The sequence below is a fragment of the Acetobacter persici genome (genome assembly GCF_018256955.1).
Classification (GTDB): Bacteria; Pseudomonadota; Alphaproteobacteria; order Acetobacterales; family Acetobacteraceae; genus Acetobacter; species Acetobacter persici.
This window is the reverse complement of the sequence record NZ_JAERKU010000002.1, coordinates 217,170-236,775: the sequence shown is the minus strand read 5'-3', so window position 1 is coordinate 236,775 and position 19,606 is coordinate 217,170. Positions and strand designations below refer to the sequence as shown.

18 protein-coding genes are annotated in these 19,606 nt (G+C 60.6%); 10 read left to right on the top strand and 8 right to left on the bottom strand.

Annotated features, from left to right (window positions below; genetic code table 11):
* Nucleotides 1-442: 442 nt before the first annotated feature.
* The gene (locus JK199_RS03260) at nucleotides 443-1,912 is read right to left on the bottom strand and encodes a leucyl aminopeptidase (protein WP_212373850.1); all 1,470 of its coding nucleotides are present in this window, start codon (nucleotides 1,910-1,912) and stop codon (nucleotides 443-445) included.
* Nucleotides 1,913-2,056: 144 nt separating this feature from the next.
* Between JK199_RS03260 and cysQ the strand changes: the two genes are divergently transcribed.
* The 4 genes from cysQ to JK199_RS03240 all read left to right on the top strand — a co-directional run bounded on the left by cysQ (nucleotide 2,057) and on the right by JK199_RS03240 (nucleotide 5,868).
* Nucleotides 2,057-2,827, top strand: a complete 771-nt coding sequence (gene cysQ, locus JK199_RS03255) for a 3'(2'),5'-bisphosphate nucleotidase CysQ (protein ID WP_212373848.1) — start codon at nucleotides 2,057-2,059, stop codon at nucleotides 2,825-2,827.
* Between the two features lie 5 nt (nucleotides 2,828-2,832).
* Nucleotides 2,833-3,825: an L-threonylcarbamoyladenylate synthase gene (locus JK199_RS03250; RefSeq protein WP_212373846.1), complete on the top strand. Its 993-nt coding sequence runs from the start codon at nucleotides 2,833-2,835 to the stop codon at nucleotides 3,823-3,825.
* Nucleotides 3,822-4,367 carry a hypothetical protein gene (locus tag JK199_RS03245; protein WP_212373844.1) on the top strand — a complete coding sequence of 182 codons (546 nt, stop codon included), beginning with the start codon at nucleotides 3,822-3,824 and terminating at the stop codon, nucleotides 4,365-4,367. The genes JK199_RS03250 and JK199_RS03245 overlap by 4 nt, the downstream gene beginning before the upstream one ends.
* Before the next feature lie 67 nt (nucleotides 4,368-4,434).
* Nucleotides 4,435-5,868 carry an FAD-binding oxidoreductase gene (locus tag JK199_RS03240; protein WP_212373842.1) on the top strand — a complete coding sequence of 478 codons (1,434 nt, stop codon included), beginning with the start codon at nucleotides 4,435-4,437 and terminating at the stop codon, nucleotides 5,866-5,868.
* 154 nt (nucleotides 5,869-6,022) lie between these two features.
* Here JK199_RS03240 and JK199_RS03235 read toward each other — a convergent pair whose 3' ends face one another.
* The 3 genes from JK199_RS03235 to JK199_RS03225 form a co-directional block, all read right to left on the bottom strand.
* A complete protein-coding gene (locus JK199_RS03235; protein ID WP_086655492.1) occupies nucleotides 6,023-6,490 on the bottom strand; it encodes a hypothetical protein in 468 nt (155 codons plus the stop codon).
* Between the two features lie 32 nt (nucleotides 6,491-6,522).
* On the bottom strand, nucleotides 6,523-7,206 hold the full coding sequence (locus JK199_RS03230; protein WP_237388685.1) for a hypothetical protein: 684 nt from the start codon (nucleotides 7,204-7,206) through the stop codon (nucleotides 6,523-6,525).
* Nucleotides 7,207-7,709: 503 nt separating this feature from the next.
* On the bottom strand, nucleotides 7,710-8,288 hold the full coding sequence (locus JK199_RS03225) for a cob(I)yrinic acid a,c-diamide adenosyltransferase (protein WP_212373841.1): 579 nt from the start codon (nucleotides 8,286-8,288) through the stop codon (nucleotides 7,710-7,712).
* Nucleotides 8,289-8,374: 86 nt separating this feature from the next.
* Here JK199_RS03225 and JK199_RS03220 point away from each other — a divergent pair, with 86 nt between their 5' ends.
* Together JK199_RS03220 and JK199_RS03215 are read left to right on the top strand one after the other, a co-directional pair.
* Nucleotides 8,375-8,758 carry a DUF423 domain-containing protein gene (locus tag JK199_RS03220; protein ID WP_212373839.1) on the top strand — a complete coding sequence of 128 codons (384 nt, stop codon included), beginning with the start codon at nucleotides 8,375-8,377 and terminating at the stop codon, nucleotides 8,756-8,758.
* Nucleotides 8,755-9,723 (top strand): SAM-dependent methyltransferase, encoded by a 969-nt coding sequence (locus JK199_RS03215; protein WP_212373837.1) that lies wholly within the window; start codon nucleotides 8,755-8,757, stop codon nucleotides 9,721-9,723. The genes JK199_RS03220 and JK199_RS03215 overlap by 4 nt, the downstream gene beginning before the upstream one ends.
* On the opposite strand, the gene JK199_RS03210 is transcribed toward JK199_RS03215, so the two are convergent.
* Nucleotides 9,706-10,008 (bottom strand): hypothetical protein, encoded by a 303-nt coding sequence (locus JK199_RS03210; RefSeq protein ID WP_212373836.1) that lies wholly within the window; start codon nucleotides 10,006-10,008, stop codon nucleotides 9,706-9,708. The genes JK199_RS03215 and JK199_RS03210 overlap by 18 nt on opposite strands.
* Before the next feature lie 87 nt (nucleotides 10,009-10,095).
* A complete protein-coding gene (locus JK199_RS03205) occupies nucleotides 10,096-10,710 on the bottom strand; it encodes a hypothetical protein (RefSeq protein ID WP_244984861.1) in 615 nt (204 codons plus the stop codon).
* A 40-nt stretch (nucleotides 10,711-10,750) separates the two neighbouring features.
* Here JK199_RS03205 and JK199_RS03200 point away from each other — a divergent pair, with 40 nt between their 5' ends.
* Complete coding sequence (locus JK199_RS03200) at nucleotides 10,751-11,002, top strand: DUF1653 domain-containing protein (protein WP_025827843.1); 252 nt, start codon at nucleotides 10,751-10,753, stop codon at nucleotides 11,000-11,002.
* A 168-nt stretch (nucleotides 11,003-11,170) separates the two neighbouring features.
* The gene (locus JK199_RS03195; RefSeq protein WP_086655499.1) at nucleotides 11,171-11,620 is read left to right on the top strand and encodes a CHRD domain-containing protein; all 450 of its coding nucleotides are present in this window, start codon (nucleotides 11,171-11,173) and stop codon (nucleotides 11,618-11,620) included.
* 152 nt (nucleotides 11,621-11,772) lie between these two features.
* On the opposite strand, the gene acs is transcribed toward JK199_RS03195, so the two are convergent.
* Nucleotides 11,773-13,698, bottom strand: coding sequence for an acetate--CoA ligase (acs, locus tag JK199_RS03190; protein WP_342356280.1), 1,926 nt, complete (start codon nucleotides 13,696-13,698; stop codon nucleotides 11,773-11,775).
* A 234-nt stretch (nucleotides 13,699-13,932) separates the two neighbouring features.
* Nucleotides 13,933-14,385 (bottom strand): DUF2501 domain-containing protein, encoded by a 453-nt coding sequence (locus JK199_RS03185; protein ID WP_077930266.1) that lies wholly within the window; start codon nucleotides 14,383-14,385, stop codon nucleotides 13,933-13,935.
* A 561-nt stretch (nucleotides 14,386-14,946) separates the two neighbouring features.
* Here JK199_RS03185 and JK199_RS03180 point away from each other — a divergent pair.
* Together JK199_RS03180 and putA are read left to right on the top strand one after the other, a co-directional pair.
* The gene (locus JK199_RS03180; RefSeq protein ID WP_077930268.1) at nucleotides 14,947-15,651 is read left to right on the top strand and encodes a GntR family transcriptional regulator; all 705 of its coding nucleotides are present in this window, start codon (nucleotides 14,947-14,949) and stop codon (nucleotides 15,649-15,651) included.
* 233 nt (nucleotides 15,652-15,884) lie between these two features.
* A complete protein-coding gene (gene putA, locus JK199_RS03175) occupies nucleotides 15,885-19,520 on the top strand; it encodes a bifunctional proline dehydrogenase/L-glutamate gamma-semialdehyde dehydrogenase PutA (protein ID WP_212373834.1) in 3,636 nt (1,211 codons plus the stop codon).
* Nucleotides 19,521-19,606 lie beyond the last annotated feature (86 nt).

Below are 19,606 nucleotides of genomic sequence, written 5' to 3'. Positions count from 1 at the left end.
TTTATGGTGACAAAGTTCTACCGTCGCGAAGCAAACATAACGTCGAGCGGCATTCTCGTATCAACCATCCTGTCACTTGCGCGTATCACAATCTATCTGGGCGCAATCGGTTGAACATGAAGCTGAGGCATCTATCCCCGATCAGACGGGCTCATCCATTTTGGGAGATTTTTCAGATCTCCCCGGCTTCGTGCGGCTCGGCGCTTCAGCCATGCAGGCGGAAATCGCTTCGGCAAACGGTAGCTATTTTATCTTTACCCATACGAACTCGAAACTCGGCTATTGGTCCAAACTCTCTTATGAGAGATCGTGATTCTCATGTCTGTTATGTGAGAAGCGATGAAACGTCCTGAACGTCTGACATAAGGCGACAGCGGCCATCCACACAAAAAAAGGGCCTCAAAAGAGGCCCTTTTTCTCGTCACATAAAACCCCGAAAATGTCAGGCGTTTTCGTAATTCTTCTGCACAAACTCATTCAGCAGACGCACGCCAAAGCCGGTAGCGCCTTTGGGCTGACCGTTGCGCGGGGTTTTGCTCCATGCTGTTCCGGCAATATCCAGATGCGCCCACGGAGTTTCCCCCACAAAGCGTTTCAGGAACTGGGCGGCGGTAATGGAACCACCCGGACGGCCACCAATGTTCTTCATGTCCGCAATGTCGGATTTCAGCATGGCGTCATACTCAGCGCCCATCGGCAGACGCCACAGCTTGTCACCCGTTGCCGCGCCCGCTGCCGTCAGATTGGCAGAGAGATCGTCATTGTTAGAGAACAGGCCTGCATATTCATGCCCAAGGCTGATGATGATCGCCCCCGTCAGCGTGGCGAGGTCCACCATGAGTTTCGGGGCAAAACGCTCACGCGCATACCAGAGGATATCGGCCAGAACCAGACGCCCTTCCGCATCCGTGTTCAGTACTTCAATGGTCTGGCCGGAAGCGCTGCGCACGACGTCCCCGGGGCGCTGGGCCGTGCCGGACACCATGTTTTCCACCAGCCCGATCACGCCAACAGCGTTCACTTTCGCCTTGCGGCCCGCAAGCGCTGTCATGAGGCCGGTCACGGTTGCGGCACCAGCCATGTCTTCTTTCATTTCTTCCATGCCTGCCGCGGGCTTGATGGAAATACCGCCGGAATCAAATGTCACGCCTTTGCCAATAAAGGCCAGCGGGGCGTCATCCTTCGCGCCGCCATTCCAGCGCATGATAACGGTGCGCGGGGCGTTTGCACTGCCCTGCGCCACACCCAGCAGCGCGCCAAAGCCAAGCTTTTCCATCTCGGCCTGCTCGAGCACCTCGACTTCAAGCCTAAGGCTGCGCAGCGTGGTCACACGCGCGGTAAATTCTTCGGGGTTCAAGACGTTGGCTGGCTCTGTCACCAGATCGCGGGTCAGGATCACACCGCGCGCCACAGCGGAGAGCGGCGCAAACGCGGCCTCGGCCTCGGCTGGGTCAGCCGTCAGAACAGTCACGGCGGCCAGACGATGCTTTTTCTCAACCGTCGGGGCGCTGTGATACAGGGAGAAGTGATACGCCCCCAGCACAGCACCCTGCGCGACAGAGGCAGCAAAGCCCTGCGGCACATTGCCCAGTGCAACAGTCGCTTTTTCCTGCGCACCAAAAGCGGAGGCCGCAACGCCACCAGCGGCTTCAGCTTCTTTCGCGCCAAAAGCGTCCAGCTTGCCAACGCCGATCAGCACAATGCGGGAAAAACCAGCACCGGGGGCCAGCACAACGCAGGTTGAGCCATCTTTGCCGGTAAAGTCATCGGCATCAGCCGCACGGCTCAGCGCACCGTTGGTCGCTTTGTCGGCCTCGGCAAAAATGGCCGGACGGTCCTGCCCTTCGGCCAGCAGAAGAGCCAGTGCCCCGCCATCGGGCAGGGTTTCGGGGGAAAAGGAAATCTGAAGCATAATGACTGGCCTCCATAAACGTCTTAAGCTTTTTGCCTGACTTGGGTACGTCCCGCCTCGCCCCTTGGCAAGAGCACAGCCGGGGCCGCCTTAAAAAAACAGGCAGGGCATGACGCGCCGCCGTTCCTGGCGTATGGTGGCAGCATGAGCACCCATACAGACGCTGACCTGCTGGCCCTTGCCGCCAGACTGGCGGAAGAAGCCGCCGAAATTATCCGCACCATCCGCGCGCGGGGTTTTGAAACACTGACCAAAACCGACTCCTCGCCGGTGACGGAAGCGGACCACGCGGCAGAAGCGCATATCCTGAAAGGCCTGCGCGCCGCCGTGCCGGAAATCCCGGTGATTGCTGAAGAGGAAATGGCGGCAGGCCTGCGCAGCGCTGTGTCAGACACCTACTGGCTGGTGGACCCGCTGGACGGCACACGGGAATTTGCGGCCGGTCGGGATGATTTTACGGTGAATATCGGCCTTGTGCGGGACGGCCGCGCCGTTCTGGGCGCTATGGCGCTCCCTGCCTATTATCAGCTTTATACCGGCGGTATTGGCCTGCCTGCCGAACGCCGTGATCAAAACGGCACCACCGTTATCCATACCCGCACGCCACCTGCCGAAGGGCTGAGCGTTCTGGCCTCCCGCCATTATGCGGATGACCCGCGTCTGACCGCCTATCTGGGGGAACGCCGCATTGCCTCCGTGGGCAATATCGGGTCGGCCGTAAAATTTGCCCGCGTGGCGGAAGGCGCTGTGGATTTCTACCCTCGCCTTGGCCCGACCATGGAGTGGGACACAGCCGCCCCGCAAGCTATTGTGGAAGCCGCTGGCGGGCACGTCACACTTCTGGACGGCACCCCGCTGCTATACGGCAAACCGGACTGGAAAAACCCGCCGTTTGTCTGCACCGGGACGCTCTGATTTCCATGACGGAACGCCTTGCCGCCACGCCAGCCGGAATAACCACCGCCGCCCGCATCCTGCGGGAGGGCGGGCTGGTGGCGTTTGGCACGGAGACTGTTTACGGGCTGGGGGGCGATGCCACACAGCCCGCCGCCGTTGCGCGTATTTTTGAAGCCAAGAACCGCCCGCGCTTCAACCCGCTCATTAGCCATTTTGCCAGTGCGGACGCCGCTTTTACGCAGGTGCAGGCCTGCCCGCTTGCGCAGAAACTGGCAGCAGCCTTCTGGCCCGGCCCGCTCACACTTGTTCTGCCCCGCGCCCCCGGCAGCACGGTGAGCGATCTGGCCGCCGATGGCCTGTCCTCCCTTGCTGTGCGCGTGCCACGCGGGGAGGCTGTGCTGGCTTTGCTGCGCGCCGTCGGGCGGCCCGTTGCAGCCCCTTCCGCCAATCGCTCCGGCCGCATCAGCCCCTCAGACGCCAGCCACGTTCTGGAAGAACTGGCAGGCCGGATTGATGCCGTGCTGGATACCGGCCCCTGCGCCGTGGGGCTGGAAAGCACCGTGCTGGACCTGACAGACCCGGACCGCCCTTGCCTGCTGCGCCCCGGCGGTGTTCCGGTGGAAGCACTGGAAGCCCTGTGCGGCCCGATTGCCCGCCCGGAAACGGAAGCCGATACCGCGCCGCTTTCTCCGGGCCGGATGCTCTCCCACTACGCTCCCAGCCTGCCGGTGCGCCTGAACGCCACCAGCGTTGGCCCGCGGGAAGGACTGCTGGCATTTGGGCCGGTGCCGCTGCCGGGCGCCGCCGTCACATGGAACCTCAGCCCCACGGGTAATCTGGAAGAAGCCGCTGCCCGCCTGTTTTCCGGCCTGCGCTTTCTGGACAGTCAGCAGCCCACATTTGATCTGACCGGCGTTGCCGTGCAGCCCATCCCGCCGCAGGGGCTGGGCCTCGCCATTCAGGATCGCCTGAACCGGGCAGCCGCCCCCCGGCCCGCAGAGCCGGACCTGTCATGAGCCAGATTGACCCCAAAGAAATCAAAATTCTTTCTGATATTCTGGCACTGGTGCTGGAAGAGCAGCAGGGGCAGTCCATAACGGCGCTTGAGGCCATCAAGGCCCGCGCCCGCCGGGACGGCATGACGGGTGGCGCGCTCAAAAACCTGTTTCAGACTCTGGCCCCGGACATTGACCGCCTGACCGCCGCCCGCAAAGCGACGGAAGGGGCGGAACTCCGCACGCTGGAAAACACCATCCACACCCTGCGCATCCAGTTGCATGACCGGGGAGAAATTCTGAACCGGATGGAACATAATCTGCGCATTGTGCGGAACAATAATGAAAACCTGAAATCTCAGCTTCATGTTCTTCAGAATGCCCATGCGGAAGCCACTCACAGGCTCGGCATGAAAATGATGGACAGCAACTACCCCCGGCTGATGATTATTTTTGTGGCCGTTATGGCCGGGTTGCTGGCAGGTATTGCCGGTACACAGCTTTTCCATTTGTTCTATGCTGCGTTTCACCCTGTAACAGACAACGCCCGCTATCTGTATTAAGGGCAGGACACACGCAACCTGCCCCGCCCCGTTTTGTAAGATCCTGACCCTGACCAAGGTTTTCACCATGTCCGACACGTCTCTGCCCCCAGCCCTTCTGACTGCCCTGTCTGATCTGCTCGGCCCCTCCGGCCTGCTGACCGATGCCGGGGATACGGAAGCGTTCTGCACAGACTGGCGGATGCTGTATCATGGCCGGTGTGCGGCGGTGTTACGCCCGGCCAGCACGGAAGACTGCGCAAAAGCTGTGGCCCTGTGTGCGGAGCATGGCGTGCCGATGGTGCCGCAGGGCGGCAATACCAGCATGGTCGGCGGGGCCACCCCGGATAACAGCGGCAAGACGGTTGTCATTTCCACCAATCGCATGACGCGCGTTCACACCATTGACCATGCCGACCTGACCATGACGGTGGAAGCAGGTGTCACCCTGAAAGCCGCGCAGGACGCCGCAGCGGCGGAAGGGCTGATGCTCCCGCTTTCCATCTCCTCCGAAGGTTCGGCAGAAATTGGCGGCATTCTGGCCACCAACGCAGGGGGCAACAACACCGTGCGGTATGGCAACGCGCGGGAACTGGCTCTGGGGCTGGAAGCCGTTCTGCCCGACGGACAGGTGCTGAACCTGATGCGCCGCCTGCGCAAAGACAATACGGGCTACGCGCTGCGGCAGTTGCTGATCGGATCAGAAGGGACGCTGGGGCTGATCACCACCGCCATCATTCAGCTTCAGCCTGCCCCGCGCTCACGCGAGACCGCTCTGTGCGCGCTGGCTGACCCGCAGGCCGTGCTGAACCTGTTTGCCGCCTTCCGTAAGCAGGACCCGGCGGCCATTCAGGCCTTTGAATATATGTCCGGCACAAGCATGGCGCTGGTCAACAACCTGATTGAAGGGGCGTCCCTCCCCCTGGAAACCCCTGCGCCAGCCTATGCTCTGGTTGAACTAGGCAGCCCCCGCGCGGATGACAGCCTGCGCACCCTGATGGAAGAGGTTCTGGGGCAGGCTCTGGAAGACGGTCTGGTGACGGACGCCGTTCTGGCGGAAAGTGAAGGCCAGCGTCAGGCGTTGTGGATGATCCGTGAGGAACATGCGGAAGCCCAGAAGCGCGCCGGAGCGTCCGTCAAGAACGATGTCTCTGTTCCGCTCTCCGCTATTCCTGAATTTATTACCAAAGCCACCGCTGCCTGTGAGGCGCTGATCCCCGGGATCCGCGTCGCCCCGTTCGGGCATATCGGGGATGGCAACATCCACTTCAATCTGGTGCAGCCCGAAGGCATGGACCCCAAAGCCTTTCTGGCGCAGGACCATGCGATGATGGATACGGTTGCCGGAATTGTCCGCACGCTGGATGGGTCTTTTTCTGCCGAACATGGGGTCGGGCAGCTTAAAACCTACATGATGCCCTCATGGCGTGGCGGCGCGGAACTGGATGCCATGCGTAAAATCAAAGCGGCATTGGACCCGAAAAACCTGATGAATCCAGGCAAGATTTTCCCTGAGGGCTAAAAGCCGAAAACTGGAAACACCAAGACCAGACACCGGGCACCAGAAAACTAAAGCCGCGCCTCTCTTGTATTTTCAGGAGGGACGCAGCTTTTTTCAGCCAGACAGTCATTTCAGAAAATCAGTTTTAAGACGCGCAGAATAGGGAAAATCACATTTATTTCCTGCGTGAAAAGAAATCCATTTCCGGGTAGCGCAATGCGGAAAGCTGGAGCAGCAGCGCAGGCAGCAGGACCACCCCAACCTCCAGACCCATAAGCCCGATTGCGGCCAGTGTCAGAACGGGGGCGACAATCCGTTCCGCATGCGCGGCGCGCGGGCTGCTGCATGCCAGAACAGAGCACAGGCCACCCACCGCAATAAACGCGGCGGCGGTTATGGCCCGGAAGGGATGCCGCAACATGCTGGGGGTCAGCCCGCCCATCACGCTATCCAGAGAAGACATGTCCGATGACCATCCCGCCAGCCCGAACAGAAAGCTGAAAGGCAGGATCAGCACGCCAAACACATCTTTCAGCAGCATGAGGAAGCCCATCACCACCGGGGGCAGCAGGACAAAAGCAACCCCAAGCGCGACATCAACCACAAGAACGACAAGCGCTGGCGTGACAGAATTATTCTTCATGCCTGCACTTTACTGCAAAATGTGTCAGGATTTCAGTCTTTCCACCATTTGACAGGCTGCGGTTCGTCACTCTCGGCGGAGACCAGAACTTCGTCTTCATCCTCATCATCCAGCGGTTTCAGACGCGGGCGACCACGCGGGCGGGCTTCAAGCTTTTTTCGCAGAGCCTGCATTTCCTCTTCCAGCGTTTCCACCGTGCGCTGGGCGCTGCGCAGGGCACGTCCGGCTTCCGTCAGTTCTTCCTCACGCTCGGCCAGTTTGGCCTTCAGCTCACGCACCATGATATCCGCATGGGCCTGACGGGTCTCAAGCCCGCGCTGGGCAGTCTGCAAGGATTCAACCTGACGTTCCGCATCTTCAAACCGCAGTTTTTCATCCGCAAGCTGACGGCGCAGTCTGGAAACTTCCGTCGTATCTTCTTCAGAAAAATGCACAGCGCGGGATGTGGAGGCCGTGCGGGGCATGGCCAGCGTGCGCGGTGTTGTACGGGCCAGAGAATGTTTTTCTACTGGTACATCACCATCTTTTACAAAACGGCGGCGTTTGCCCTGCGCAGGATCAGCAGCCGGGCGGGGTGTTCCCGCACGGGCGCGGGAGGGTGCGCCAAGCCGCTCAAGAGCGTTGCGCAGGGAGGCTTCTTCAAACGCCTCGTCCCGTTTTTCGTCACCCATGGGGGTGGATAAAAATGATGGTGTCTTCATAAATTCGGAAGTCACGCTTCTTTATACTTTCCTGACGCTGTCAAACATGAAAAACCGGATCTGTCACACGCAGCGGGTGCCGGCTTCTGCACCGGAGCCCGCCAGAACACTCCGAAAAATGTTTCCCTCACCTGCGGCAAGGTGGGTCATAACCCAACAGATTCCTGATATTTGTTGGTAAAGACCTGCCTTAACTTTTAAAAGCCCTCAGGCAGGTTTGCGGGCCCTGCTTACCACGCATTTCCCGGTTTTCAAAGGGTTTCCGGGGGTGCGGCGTCTTTTTTTGCCTTCCCACATCTTCAACAGAGTGTGCAGCGGACTGTGCCGCGTGATTTTCAGAAGAGGCAGACAGCAAGAACACGCAAAGTTTTTTTGTCACTTGACCTCTCCTTTCAAAATATTTCCAGCGTCTGTTCTGCAAATAGTTCTGCAATCCTGTTTTCAATCACAGGGTATTTCCGGTCCGCCCGGCCTTTTTTGCCCCGCCACGTTAAAAAAGGCTGAACACCATTCCGCTCTTACACGCCTTTCCGCTGCGCGGCCGGAGTCCAGACAAGGTCTGTTGCGCCATCCTGATTAAAATGCCGCGCCAGCACAAAGAAATAGTCAGACAACCGGTTGAGCAGTTTCAGCAGTTCCGGGTTGACCGCCTCAAGCTGCGCCAGCGCCACCACGCGCCGCTCTGTTGTGCGGGCGTGCGTGCGCGCCAGATGCGCCCATGCCGCCGCAGGGGTACCGCCGGGCAGCACAAAGCTGGTCAGGGGAGCCTGTGCCTGCCGCCACTGCTCAACCCAGTTTTCCAGACAGGCCAGAAAATCTCCGTTCATCCGGCTGGCCGGGCGTGTTTTCGGTCCTTCGGGCTGGCACAGATCAGCCCCCATATCAAAAAGCCAGTTCTGGAGCTGCTCCAGCTGTGCAGCCGCGGCACTCTCCGCCGCCGTCTGGCTGCGTAACAGCCCCACCACGGCGTTCAGTTCATCCAGACACCCCATGGCTTCAATCCGCGCACTGTCCTTGGAGACGCGGCTGCCATCGCCCAAAGACGTCTGCCCGGCATCCCCCCCACGGGTCACAACGCGATCAATACGGATACTCATAGGGTGTCCTCTTCCGTTCAGGTTCGTCTGTTTCAGGCAGGTTTCCGCTTCCGCCCTGCCCGGTTCTGCCTCTATAAAGCGGCATCATGCTTTCATTATCCAGTCTCCCCCGTTCATGGCGTGTCTGCGGCGCTTTGCTTGCAGGCTTTGGCACCATTTCTGGCGCGCTGATCGCGCATCTGCCTGATACAGATTTCGGCCCCGGCGGCCGCCTGATGGCGCATGGCGCGCTGGAAATGCAGATGTGGCACGGGCTGGCCCTGCTGGTTCTGGGGCTGACAACGCGTGATCGTCCGGCAAAACCGCTGGCACTGGGCGGCTGCGGCCTGTTGCTGGGCACGCTGCTGTTTTGCGGTGGCGTGTATTACACAGCCCTGACAGGCCAGCACGCGGCTCATATTGCGCCGACAGGCGGCAGCATTCTCATCCTCTCATGGCTCTGCCTCGCCGCAGGGTGGCTGCGCGCATGACTGACGGGATTTCAGACGTGATTCGTGGCGCATGGCTTGGCGCGGAAGGGCTGGAAGCCGTTCTGGAACAGGATCTCCAGCGGCGCGGCGTGACCATAGACCGCTGGCATGGGCAGCTTGCGCTCTCCCGCCAGCCGTCCGTCTTTTCCCCCTGGGCGCTGGATGTGTGGGAAGCACCGGAGCAGGTCACCATCCCGTCCATTAAAGGGGCGGCAAAAATCCTGCGGGGGCATCAGCGCAACTGGGGTCTGTATGCAGCTGATTTCTTCCGCCGCGCTGCCCTGATTGAAGAAAACCTGCCGCCTATCAAAACCGCGTTGCTGACCTTCCCGACGGCTGCGCCCACCGCCCCCCTTGGCGCGTGGACCCTGCTGACGCCGAACACCATGCTGTTCTCAGCCCGCAAAAGCAGCCCGTTTATCAACGGGGCCCCGAAATTTGTGGAAAACCGGACAGGACCACCCTCCCGCGCCTACCTGAAACTGTGGGAGGCCTGCACGCTGCTGCGCCGCTGGCCACAAACGGGCGAGACCTGCCTAGATCTGGGAGCCACTCCCGGCGGCTGGACATGGGCCATTGCCCAGCTTGGCGCGGACGTGACGGCCATTGACCGCGCCCCGCTGGACCCGGCTGTGGCCGCCATGCCGCATGTGCAGTTTCAACAAGGCAGCGCCTTCGGGCTGGAGCCCGCCTCCTTCCCGGAAGTTGACTGGGTTTTTTCCGATATTATTGCCTACCCCGCCCGCCTGCTGGCGCTGGCCAGACGCTGGATTGAGTCCGGGCGCACACGGAACATGGTGCTGACCGTCAAATTTCAGGGCGACACGGACCATGAGACCGTTGCGGCCTTTGAGGCTATTCCCGGCGGCAGCCTGCGCCATCTGGCGCATAACAAACATGAGCTGACATTTTTCTGGTCTCAGGCCAGGGCCGAGGCGGAAGCGCCCTCAGCGCCTGCGGTCTAAAAGCCGCTCGCCCCAGCGCACCAGCACAATCGCCAGCAGGAAGCAGAGCACCATAAGGCCTGCCGCAATCATCTGCTGCTGGCTTGCGTTGCCGTCGGCCGCCAGAACCTGAAGCACTGAGGCCCCCACATGCTGGCCTGTCTGGCGGTCAACCCAAGGGAGCAAACTCAGCCCTTCGCGCAGCAGGCTGATCAGCAAAGCCGTCAGCCCTACAGTGCAGAGTGTTTTCAGCACCGTGCGCCAAAGGCTGCCAGCAGATGTGGGGGGAGGCCTGTTTTCCGGCATACTCGCTCCGTTTTTGGGCCTTAAGAGCCAGTCCGCGCACAAATGAGGCTGGACTGGCTCTTAAGGCGGTCAAACTCGTGTTGTGTGTTATTCAGAAACGGGGTGGCCGCTTTTCTTCATAGCCGCCTGATGGCGGCGGATGGAGGTTTTAAAGCCCGGCAGGTCCGTCGCCACCAGCGTGTCCGCATACGCGCCTTTTTTCCAGACCCAGCGGTCAGACCCGTCCACCACAATATCTTTCATGATCCCGTGGGAAGACGGCCCGAGCGTGATCGGCCCGCTGACGGAATCCAGAACTTTCACCCAGCGGCCTTTCTGCTGCAAATAGACGTCTGTTGAGCATCCGGCAGACCCGCACAGGCTGGCTGACTGCACCTGCACAAACAGGCCTATGCTTTTCCCGCTGGCAGAAAGGGGGGCCGAGCCGATCAGCACTAGCGGTTTTTCATGGTGGCGGGCGGCGGAGGCCAGATCATCCGCGTTCAGAATACGGGCTTCCTTATCCAGCGCCGTGCCGGGCTGGCTCGTCATGATAACCGGGTCCCCGCTTTGCGATGCCGTGGCCTTGCTGGCATGGCCTTTATGCGTGCTGCTGGTGTGTGTGCCTGTCTTTGCGCGTGCTGCCACGTAACCGGGTGCCACGCTCAGGGCCAGCACGGCGAGAGCAGCCAGCGCCCGGCCTGAAAGAACATGTCGGTTCAAGGTTGCGATCCCCCCGCAAGCTGTGGAACAGAAGACTACCATGAAAACGCACGACCCCAACATTCTCGATACACCCGAACCCGACCATCCGCGCCCCGGCCCGTACCGACATTATAAAGGCGGACTTTATACCGTGATTTGTGTCGGGCGCCACAGCGAGACCGAGGAATGGCTTGTTACCTACCGGAGTGAAGCCCGAGGGGATTACTGGGTGCGGCCTCTGGCCATGTGGCAGGAAACCGTAAACGGCGTGCCGCGTTTTGCTCCCATCCCGCAGCCTGAAACCGAATAACTGGTCCATCCGGACTATTCAGATCCGGGTTCCCAATAAAAAAAGAGACCCTGAGCAACACAGATATGTGTTCGCTCAGAACTCCTTTAAAAATATATCAGGGAACCCGGCGCCATAAAGCGCGTTTAGATCTTCTGTAAGACACATTATACTTCACAGGAGACGACTATGATTTCAAAAAAACATTTTACGCTTAGCGCTGCTCTTCTGACCGGTGCTCTGGCTTTTGCGCCAGCCCTGTCCCACGCGGAAACCATCCAGACCGAAGGCCATTTTGCCAGTGCAAAAGCCACGCCGTCCCGCGTTACCGGCGGTGTCCGCGCCACGCTGGAAACTGAAAACAATCAGCTCAGCTACACCATCACGTGGAATAACCTTTCCGGCCCGGTGACCGGCGCTGAACTGATGGCGGCGAAGGATCTTTCCAAAACAGCGGAAAAAGTTGCGGATCTGAAAGGCCCGTATGTTGCCCCGCTGACCGGCACCCTGACACTCAGCGCCGACCAGATTGATCTGTATCGTCATGGTCAGTTGTTTGTGGGTCTGGGCACCGCCGCCCACCCGCATGGTGAAGTGCGTGCGCAGCTCGTTCCGGCTCCGGGCACCGACACCAAATAATCTGGTGCCATCCTGACGGGCACTCAGAAAAAAACGGGGGCTGGCAGAACCGCCAGCCCCCGTTTTCTGTAGTGAGCAAGTCTCGCGCAGAGAAAAAATACCGTCTGCCAGTGCTGATCTAAAAGCCTTTCCCCTTTTACCGGGCGAAAACCTCAGGCATCCTGCGCCTTCACCTGAGTAATCAGTTCCGGCACGATCTCAGGGTCAGCCAGAGTGGACAAATCCCCCAGCCCTTCCAGATCATGCATTGCGATCTTGCGCAGCAGGCGGCGGACGATTTTGCCAGACCGGGTTTTGGGCAGATCCCGCACCACATAGATTTTCTCAGGCACAGCGTAACGCCCGACGCCTTCGGCTACGGCACGGTTTACAGCGGATGGATGGAAGACGCCTTCCTCCTTCGGCACGACAAACACCACCAGCCCCTGACCTTTGAGGTCATGCGGAATACCCACGGCGGCACTCTCCACCACCTCATGGTCCATCGCCACGGCATCTTCAATTTCCGCCGTGCCAATCCGGTGGCCGGAAACATTCACCACATCATCAACGCGGCCGGTAATCCAGTAATAGCCGTCAGCCTCCCGCCGCGCGCCATCGCCCGTAAAGTAATAGCCCGGACAGGTGGTAAAGTAGGTCTGGCGGAAACGATCATGATCTTTCCAGATGGACAGCGCCTGCCCCGGCCATGACGCCGCCATGCACAGCAGGCCTTCCCCCGCCCCGTCCACAACCTGACCCTGGGTGTCCAGCAATGTGGCCCGCACACCGGGCAGCGGCAGACAGGCCGCACCGGGGCGCGGCGTTACACAGCCCGCAGCAGCGGTAATCATCACGCCGCCGGTTTCCGTCTGCCACCAGGTATCCACCACGGGGCAGCGGCCTTTACCCACTTCATCATGGAACCACTGCCAGGCTTCCGGGCTGATCGGTTCCCCCACCGTGCCAATCACGCGCAGGCTGGCCAGTGAGCGGCTCCGCACCACATCATTCCCTTCCCGCATGACGCCCCGCACGACTGTGGGGGAGGAATAGAAAACGGTTACGCCATACTGGTCGATCACATCCCACCAGCGGCCCGGCGCGGGCCATGAGGGCAGACCTTCATACACCAGAATGGTGCCGCCATTGGCCAGCGGGCCATAGACCACATAAGTGTGGCCGGTAATCCAGCTTGTATCCGCCGTGCACCAGAAAATATCGTCCGGCTTATGGTCAAACACGGTGGCGTGGGTAAACGCGGCCCAGACCAGATATCCGCCGGAGCCATGCACCAGACCTTTTGGCCGCCCGGTGCTGCCGGACGTATACAACAGAAAAAGCGGGTCCTGCGCGCTCATGCTCTCTGCCGGGCAGTCTGGCTGCTCCTGCGCGACCTCATCCGTATAAAACAGGTCCCGCTCCGGCTGCATCGGCACATCCGCCCCGGTCACCGACACAACCAGAACATGCCGCACCCGGCTTTCCGCCCCGCAGCGCGCAATGGCCTCGTCCATGATGGTTTTGCTCGGGATGCGCTTGTCCCCCCGGCGCGCCACATCGGCTGTCAGCACCAGCACGGCACCGCTGTCACTCAGGCGCTCGGCCAGCCCCTCCGCCGAGAAGCCGCCAAACAGCACAACATGCACCGCACCAATCCGGGCGCAGGCCAGCATGCCGATAATCCCTTCCACCACCATGGGCAGATGGATCGCGACGCAATCCCCCTTCTTCACGCCCAGACGCCGCAGCACATTGGCCAGACGGCACACACGGGCATGAAGCTCCTGATAGGTCAGGCTCTCCTTCTGGTCCTCGTCCTGCCCCTGCCAGATCAGCGCGAGCTTATCGGGATGGGTGCGGACGTGCCGGTCCAGACAGTTTTCCGAAACGTTCAGATACCCGTCAGAAAACCAGTCAACACGCACATCACCCGTAAAATCGGAGCGGGACGCCTGTTGCGGCGGAACATGCCAGACAAGCTTGCGGGCCTGCTCAAGCCAGAAGGCGTCAGGCTCCTGCCCGGCCTTCAGCACCATGTCTTTGTATTGCCCGGCTGTCAGCCCTGCTCCAGCCGGAGCTTCAAACGCTTCTGACACGCTCGTTCCGCTCCCTTGATACTCTGCGCCCTGCTGTGTCTGATTGCAGGGACAGAATGGTTTTGATCACATCAGGAGCAAGGGGGAAAGGCACAGCCACTTGATCGGAAATATTAAAATTATTCCATAAAACGCAGAAAGGGCCAGCCGCTATCCGACTGACCCTTTCCCGCTCTGGCTTTTTACACCCGGCGCGGCTTAACCCCGCCCGGTGCAAATGGCCTGAGGCATGCCTTACAGAGCGGCCTTGGCGCGATCCAGAACAGCTTTACAGGTCTTCTGGCGCACAGGGATGCTGGACGTGGCAATAGAGTAGGTTTTGCCATTGGCCTGCAACTGGCCTGCCGTGCCACGGGCATAGAACATGTTGCCTTCCTGACCGTCCGGCACAGCATTGGTTTTCTGATTATAGGACTGGAGCACCTTGAAGGCGTCGTCATAATCAGCGACGTAGTTGTTCTGGGTGCAGTAGTTCAGCAGACCACCGACTTCAGCCGGGTTGATGGAACCAACATAACCGGACAGGTCCGTGTCGGTCAGCGTTGCAGTTTTAACGCCAGTTTCAGCCTGCTCACCCCCTTTGGAGACGGGAGCCGGGGTATCGGCAGCGTGAGCAAACAGCGGCGCGCCAGCCAGCATTGTTGTAACAGCAAGCGCCGACAGGGCACGTACGGAAATCAGTTTCATTCAGAATCTCCCTAGCGGAATATGCGCCAAACTGGCCTGCAAATTCAGGAAAGATCAAGCCAGCCCCCTGCGCACCAAGAGCATGGCAGCCCACAGCCTGCCCGCCACATTCCTGCGGCCAGACCGCAGACCGCAGGCAAAACAGAAGCGGGACGCACGCCTGCCCTCTGCCCCATCCCGCCCGCCGCCCGGACTGGCTGGCCGGAGAGGCCCCGGCACCGCAGAGCGCATCCGGTTTGGAAAGATGACTAAATATCCTGATAACAGAGGAATTTTCGGGTCGCGGGCCACGTCCTGCACCGCATCCATTTCTTCCATACACGCGCCTTGCGCTGTGACCTTTTCCGTCCAGAAACCCGGCATCATTCTTCCCGCTGCGCAAGGCACACCGCCCTCTCCTCAAACACCCCCAGACCGCCGCTTCGTGATGATCACGATAGTGTGACCAAACCGCCCAACCCCCTGTTCCGGCAGCTTTCTGCAAACTGATTGGACAGAAGGCCTCCGCTGACTATGATAGATAGTCACGAGTCAGAAATGATCTGAAGGGAGCCGCCGCCCATGCTGCCGGCCAGTCTTTTTCGCCAGACCGAGTTTGCAGGCCACGGCAAGGCATCGGAAACCATTTGCGACGCTCTGCGCAAAGCCATTCTGGCCGATACCCTGCGCGCCGGGCAGGCGCTGCCGCAGTCTGAACTCGCCTCGGGGTTCGGGGTCAGCATCATTCCCGTGCGGGAAGCCTTAAAACATCTGGAAGCAGAAGGACTGGTGACATTCCAGCCCAACCGGGGCGCTATGGTCATGGGGCTGGATGCCGCGGATATTCTGGAATATTCGCAGATCCGCGCTTTGCTGGAAGAACAGGCCGCGCGGGACGCCGTGGCGAACATGACGCGCGTGGACCTCGCGCATATAGAAGATGCGTATGAGGCCTTTGTGGAAGGCACCCGCAACCCGGACACCACCCGCCCCTCCGGCGCGCTGAACCGCGCCTTCCATAACGCCATTTACGCCGCCGCCCGCAAGCCGCGCCTGCTGGGCATGATTGATGATCTGCATAACCGGCTGGATCGCTATATTCGCTGCCATCTGGTGCTTGAAGGCCGCAAGACCGTGACAGACACCGAGCATCTGGCCATTCTGGAAGCCTGCCGCGCGCGGGATGCGGACCTCGCCGCCCGCCTGACCCGCATCCATATTCTGGAAGCCGCGGACATTTCCGCAGAGGTTTTCCGCAAGCAGAGCAGCCTGAACAAAGCAGGCTAAACTTCTGGCAGACAAAGGCGTCTGCAAAGCCCTCACCTCACAAGACAGACGAGTCTGCACTGGTCTGCCCCCCGCAGAAAACCCGTGGAAACAGGCGACTGGCTGCGCGGTGATTATATGATTTTGCAAATCATATAATATCGTGTAACGAGGAAAAATCGTTATGGAGCCAAAACTTCCTGAGTCCCCTGCTCTCAGGTGAAGTCCGGCTTGTCCTGTTCGGAATTCATGCCATGTCTTTATCAGACTCTTTTGCGCCTGCATTCGCCTCCCGAAGCCCGCTGCGTCAGGCCATTATCCACGCCATGCGCCAGCCGGAAGAGGCGTGCGTTGCCGCACTGACCCCCGATGCCACCCTGTCCACCGCTGAAGGCCAGCGCGTGACGGATCTCGCCGCCGGTCTTGCCACGGCCCTGCGCGCTGAGCGCAAACCCGGCATTGTGGAAAGTCTGGTACAGGAATTTGCGCTCTCCTCCGCCGAGGGCGTGGCGCTGATGTGTCTGGCTGAAGCCCTGCTGCGCATTCCCGATACCGCAACGCGGGACGCGCTGATCCGGGACAAGATCGGGGAAGGAGACTGGCTCTCCCACGTCTCCCGCAGCACGCCGATTTTTGCCAATGCCGCCGCATGGGGGCTGGCTGTCACTGGCAAACTCGTCACCCCGCAGGATGATAAAAGCCTGACCTCCGCCCTGCTCGGCTTTGTCAGCCGGGGCACAAAACCCGTCATCCGCAAAGCGGTCGATGCCGCCATGCGCATGATGGGCGAACAGTTTGTGCTGGGCGAAACAATTGAAAAAGCCCGCGCCAACAGCGGCAAGCTGGAAGAGATCGGTTTTTCCTACTCCTACGACATGCTGGGGGAAGCCGCCCTCACCGCGCAGGATGCCGAGCGCTACAAACAGGACTACATCACCGCCATTCACGCCATTGGCCGGAGCGCGCAGGGGGCGAATGTGTATGAACGCCCCGGCATTTCCATCAAACTGTCCGCCCTGCATCCACGCTATGTCCGCGCGCAGCATGAGCGGGTCATGACGGAACTGTTGCCGGTTGTGCAGGACCTCACTCTGCTGGCCCGTAAATATGATATCGGCCTCAATATTGATGCGGAAGAAACCGAGCGTCTGGACGTCTCGCTCGATCTGCTGGAAGCCCTGTGCCACACGCCGGGGCTGGAAGGCTGGAACGGGATCGGCTTTGTGGTGCAGGCCTACGGCAAACGCTGCCCGTATGTGCTGGATTACATTATCGACCTCGCCCGCCGCAGCAACCATCGCATCATGGTGCGGTTGGTCAAAGGGGCTTACTGGGACAGCGAGATTAAAAAAGGGCAGGTTGAAGGTCTGAAAGACTTCCCCGTCTATACCCGCAAAGCCCACACAGACATCAGCTACATTGCCTGCGCCCGTAAGCTGCTGGGCGCGCGAGATGTCATTTTCCCGCAATTTGCCACGCATAATGCCCGCACACTTGCCACCATTTACACACTGGCCGGTGAGAAATTTGACGTTGGCTCCTATGAATTCCAGTGCCTGCACGGCATGGGGGAACCACTGTACAAACAGGTTGTGGGCGCTGGCAAACTCAACCGCCCTGCCCGTATTTACGCCCCTGTTGGCACACATGAAACCCTTCTGGCATATCTGGTGCGGCGTCTGCTGGAAAACGGCGCAAACTCCTCCTTCGTCAACCAGATCGGGGATGCCGCCATTCCGGTGTCCAGTCTGGTGCAGGACCCGGTAGACGTCGCGCATGGCTTTACGCCTTATGGCGCGTCTCACCCGGATATTCTCAAACCGCCCGCTTTGTTCGGGGCGGAGCGCCGCAATTCCGCCGGGACTGATCTGGCGGATGATTCCGTCCTGTCGGAGCTGCTGACGGGCCTGACCAAAGCCTCCGGCCCCTGGCAGGCTGGCCCGATGGTTGTGGGCGTCAAACCCGGTAAAAACACACAGTCCGTCACCAATCCGTCCAACCGGCAGGATGGCGTCGGCACGGTGGAATACGCCACGCCGGAAATCGTGCAGAAAGCTGCTGAGGCTGCTGTCAAAGGGCAGGCCGAATGGTCCGGGCTCAGCCCGCAGGCCCGCGCGGATATCCTTGTCAAAGCGTCTGACAGCCTTGAAGCCCACCGGGATGAACTGCTGGCCCTGCTCTCCCGCGAGGCCGGAAAATCCCTGCCCAATGGTGTTGCGGAAGTGCGGGAAGCCGTGGACTTCCTGCGCTATTACGCCGCCACCATTGCGCGGGATTTTGATAACGCAACCCATACCCCGCTGGGTGTGGTGGCCTGTATCAGCCCGTGGAACTTCCCGCTGGCTATTTTCCTCGGCCAGATTGCCGCAGCCCTTGCCGCAGGCAACGTGGTGCTGGCCAAACCGGCGGAAGAAACACCGCTGATTGCCGCCCTCGCCGTGCGGATTTTGCATGAGGCAGGCGTACCTGCCGCCGCGCTGCAACTGCTGCCGGGCGAAGGGGATATTGGGGGCGCTCTGGTGGGGGATGAGCGCGTGTCCGGCGTGATGTTCACCGGCTCTACCGTGGTCGCGCAGATCATCAACCGCCAGCTTGAAAGCCGCCGCACCCACACCGGCCAGCCGGTTCCGTTTGTTGCGGAAACTGGTGGCCAGAACGCCATGATTGTTGATTCCTCCGCTCTGGCTGAGCAGGTGGTGACAGATGTTGTCGCCTCCGCTTTTGACAGCGCCGGGCAGCGCTGCTCCGCCCTGCGTGTGCTGTGTGTGCAGGAAGACTGTGCGGACCATGTGCTGACCATGCTGCGCGGAGCCATGCGTGAACTGCGGATTGGCAACCCCGCTCTGCTCTCCACCGATGTCGGGCCGGTTATTACGGCAGAAGCGGCTGAGGGCATTACCAGACACGTGGAGAGCTTCCGCCAGAAAAAAGCGCCGGTTTATGCGCTGCCGCTGCCGGAACACTGCTCCGAGGGCAGCTTTGTTGCCCCGACGCTGATTGAAGTCGCCAACATCCGGGAAATCGGCCCCGAAGTGTTCGGCCCCGTGCTGCATGTGCTGCGCTACTCCCGCAGCGCGCTGGATAGCGTGCTTTCCAGCATTAACGAGACCGGATACGGCCTGACCTTTGGCCTGCACACCCGCATTGAATCCACCGTGCAGCATGTGCTGTCCCGCATTGATGCCGGGAACCTCTACGTCAACCGCAACACCATTGGCGCGGTGGTGGGCGTGCAGCCCTTTGGCGGCCGGGGCCTGTCCGGCACCGGCCCCAAGGCAGGCGGCCCGCTGATTCTGCGCCGCCTGCTGGCGCAGGCTCCGGCCCTGCCGCCGCTGGTGCGCGGGCGTATCCCCGCCACCATGGCACGCTGGACCGACTGGCTGCGGGAGCAGGGGGAAAGTAAAGCCGCCGCCACCGCCGCAGCGCTGACGCGCCAGACACTGGTGGGCGGGCAGATCACCCTCCCCGGACCAGTGGGGGAAAGCAACCTGTACAGCCTGACGCGGCGCGGCAATATTCTGTGCCTCGCCCAGACAAAAGCCGGTCTGTATGACCAGATTTCCCTCGCCCTGTCAGGCGATAACGCAGCCCTTGTTCTGGCTGACAAAAGCCTGACCGGCTGGATTGCGGGCCTGCCAGATGCGCTGCAACTGGTAATCCGCCCCGTCAGCACCGCAAAGGATGAACCCTGCGCCATTGTGCTGGGTGAACAGGATGATGCGGCCTTTGCCGAGGCCCGCAAGGCGCTCAGCACAAGCAACCGCCCCATTGCCTCCGCATGGCTCACCGCAGCCGGTCTGCCTGCGCCGGAAAGTGTGGTGGAAGAACAGTGCCGCAGCATTAACACCACGGCCGCAGGCGGCAATGCCAGCCTGATGGCGCTGGGCTGACCGCCCTGCGCTGGCAGCAAAGCTGCCAAGACACCGCACACAAGCCGGGCAAAGAGTGATATGAAGCCCGGCTTGTTCAACTTTTC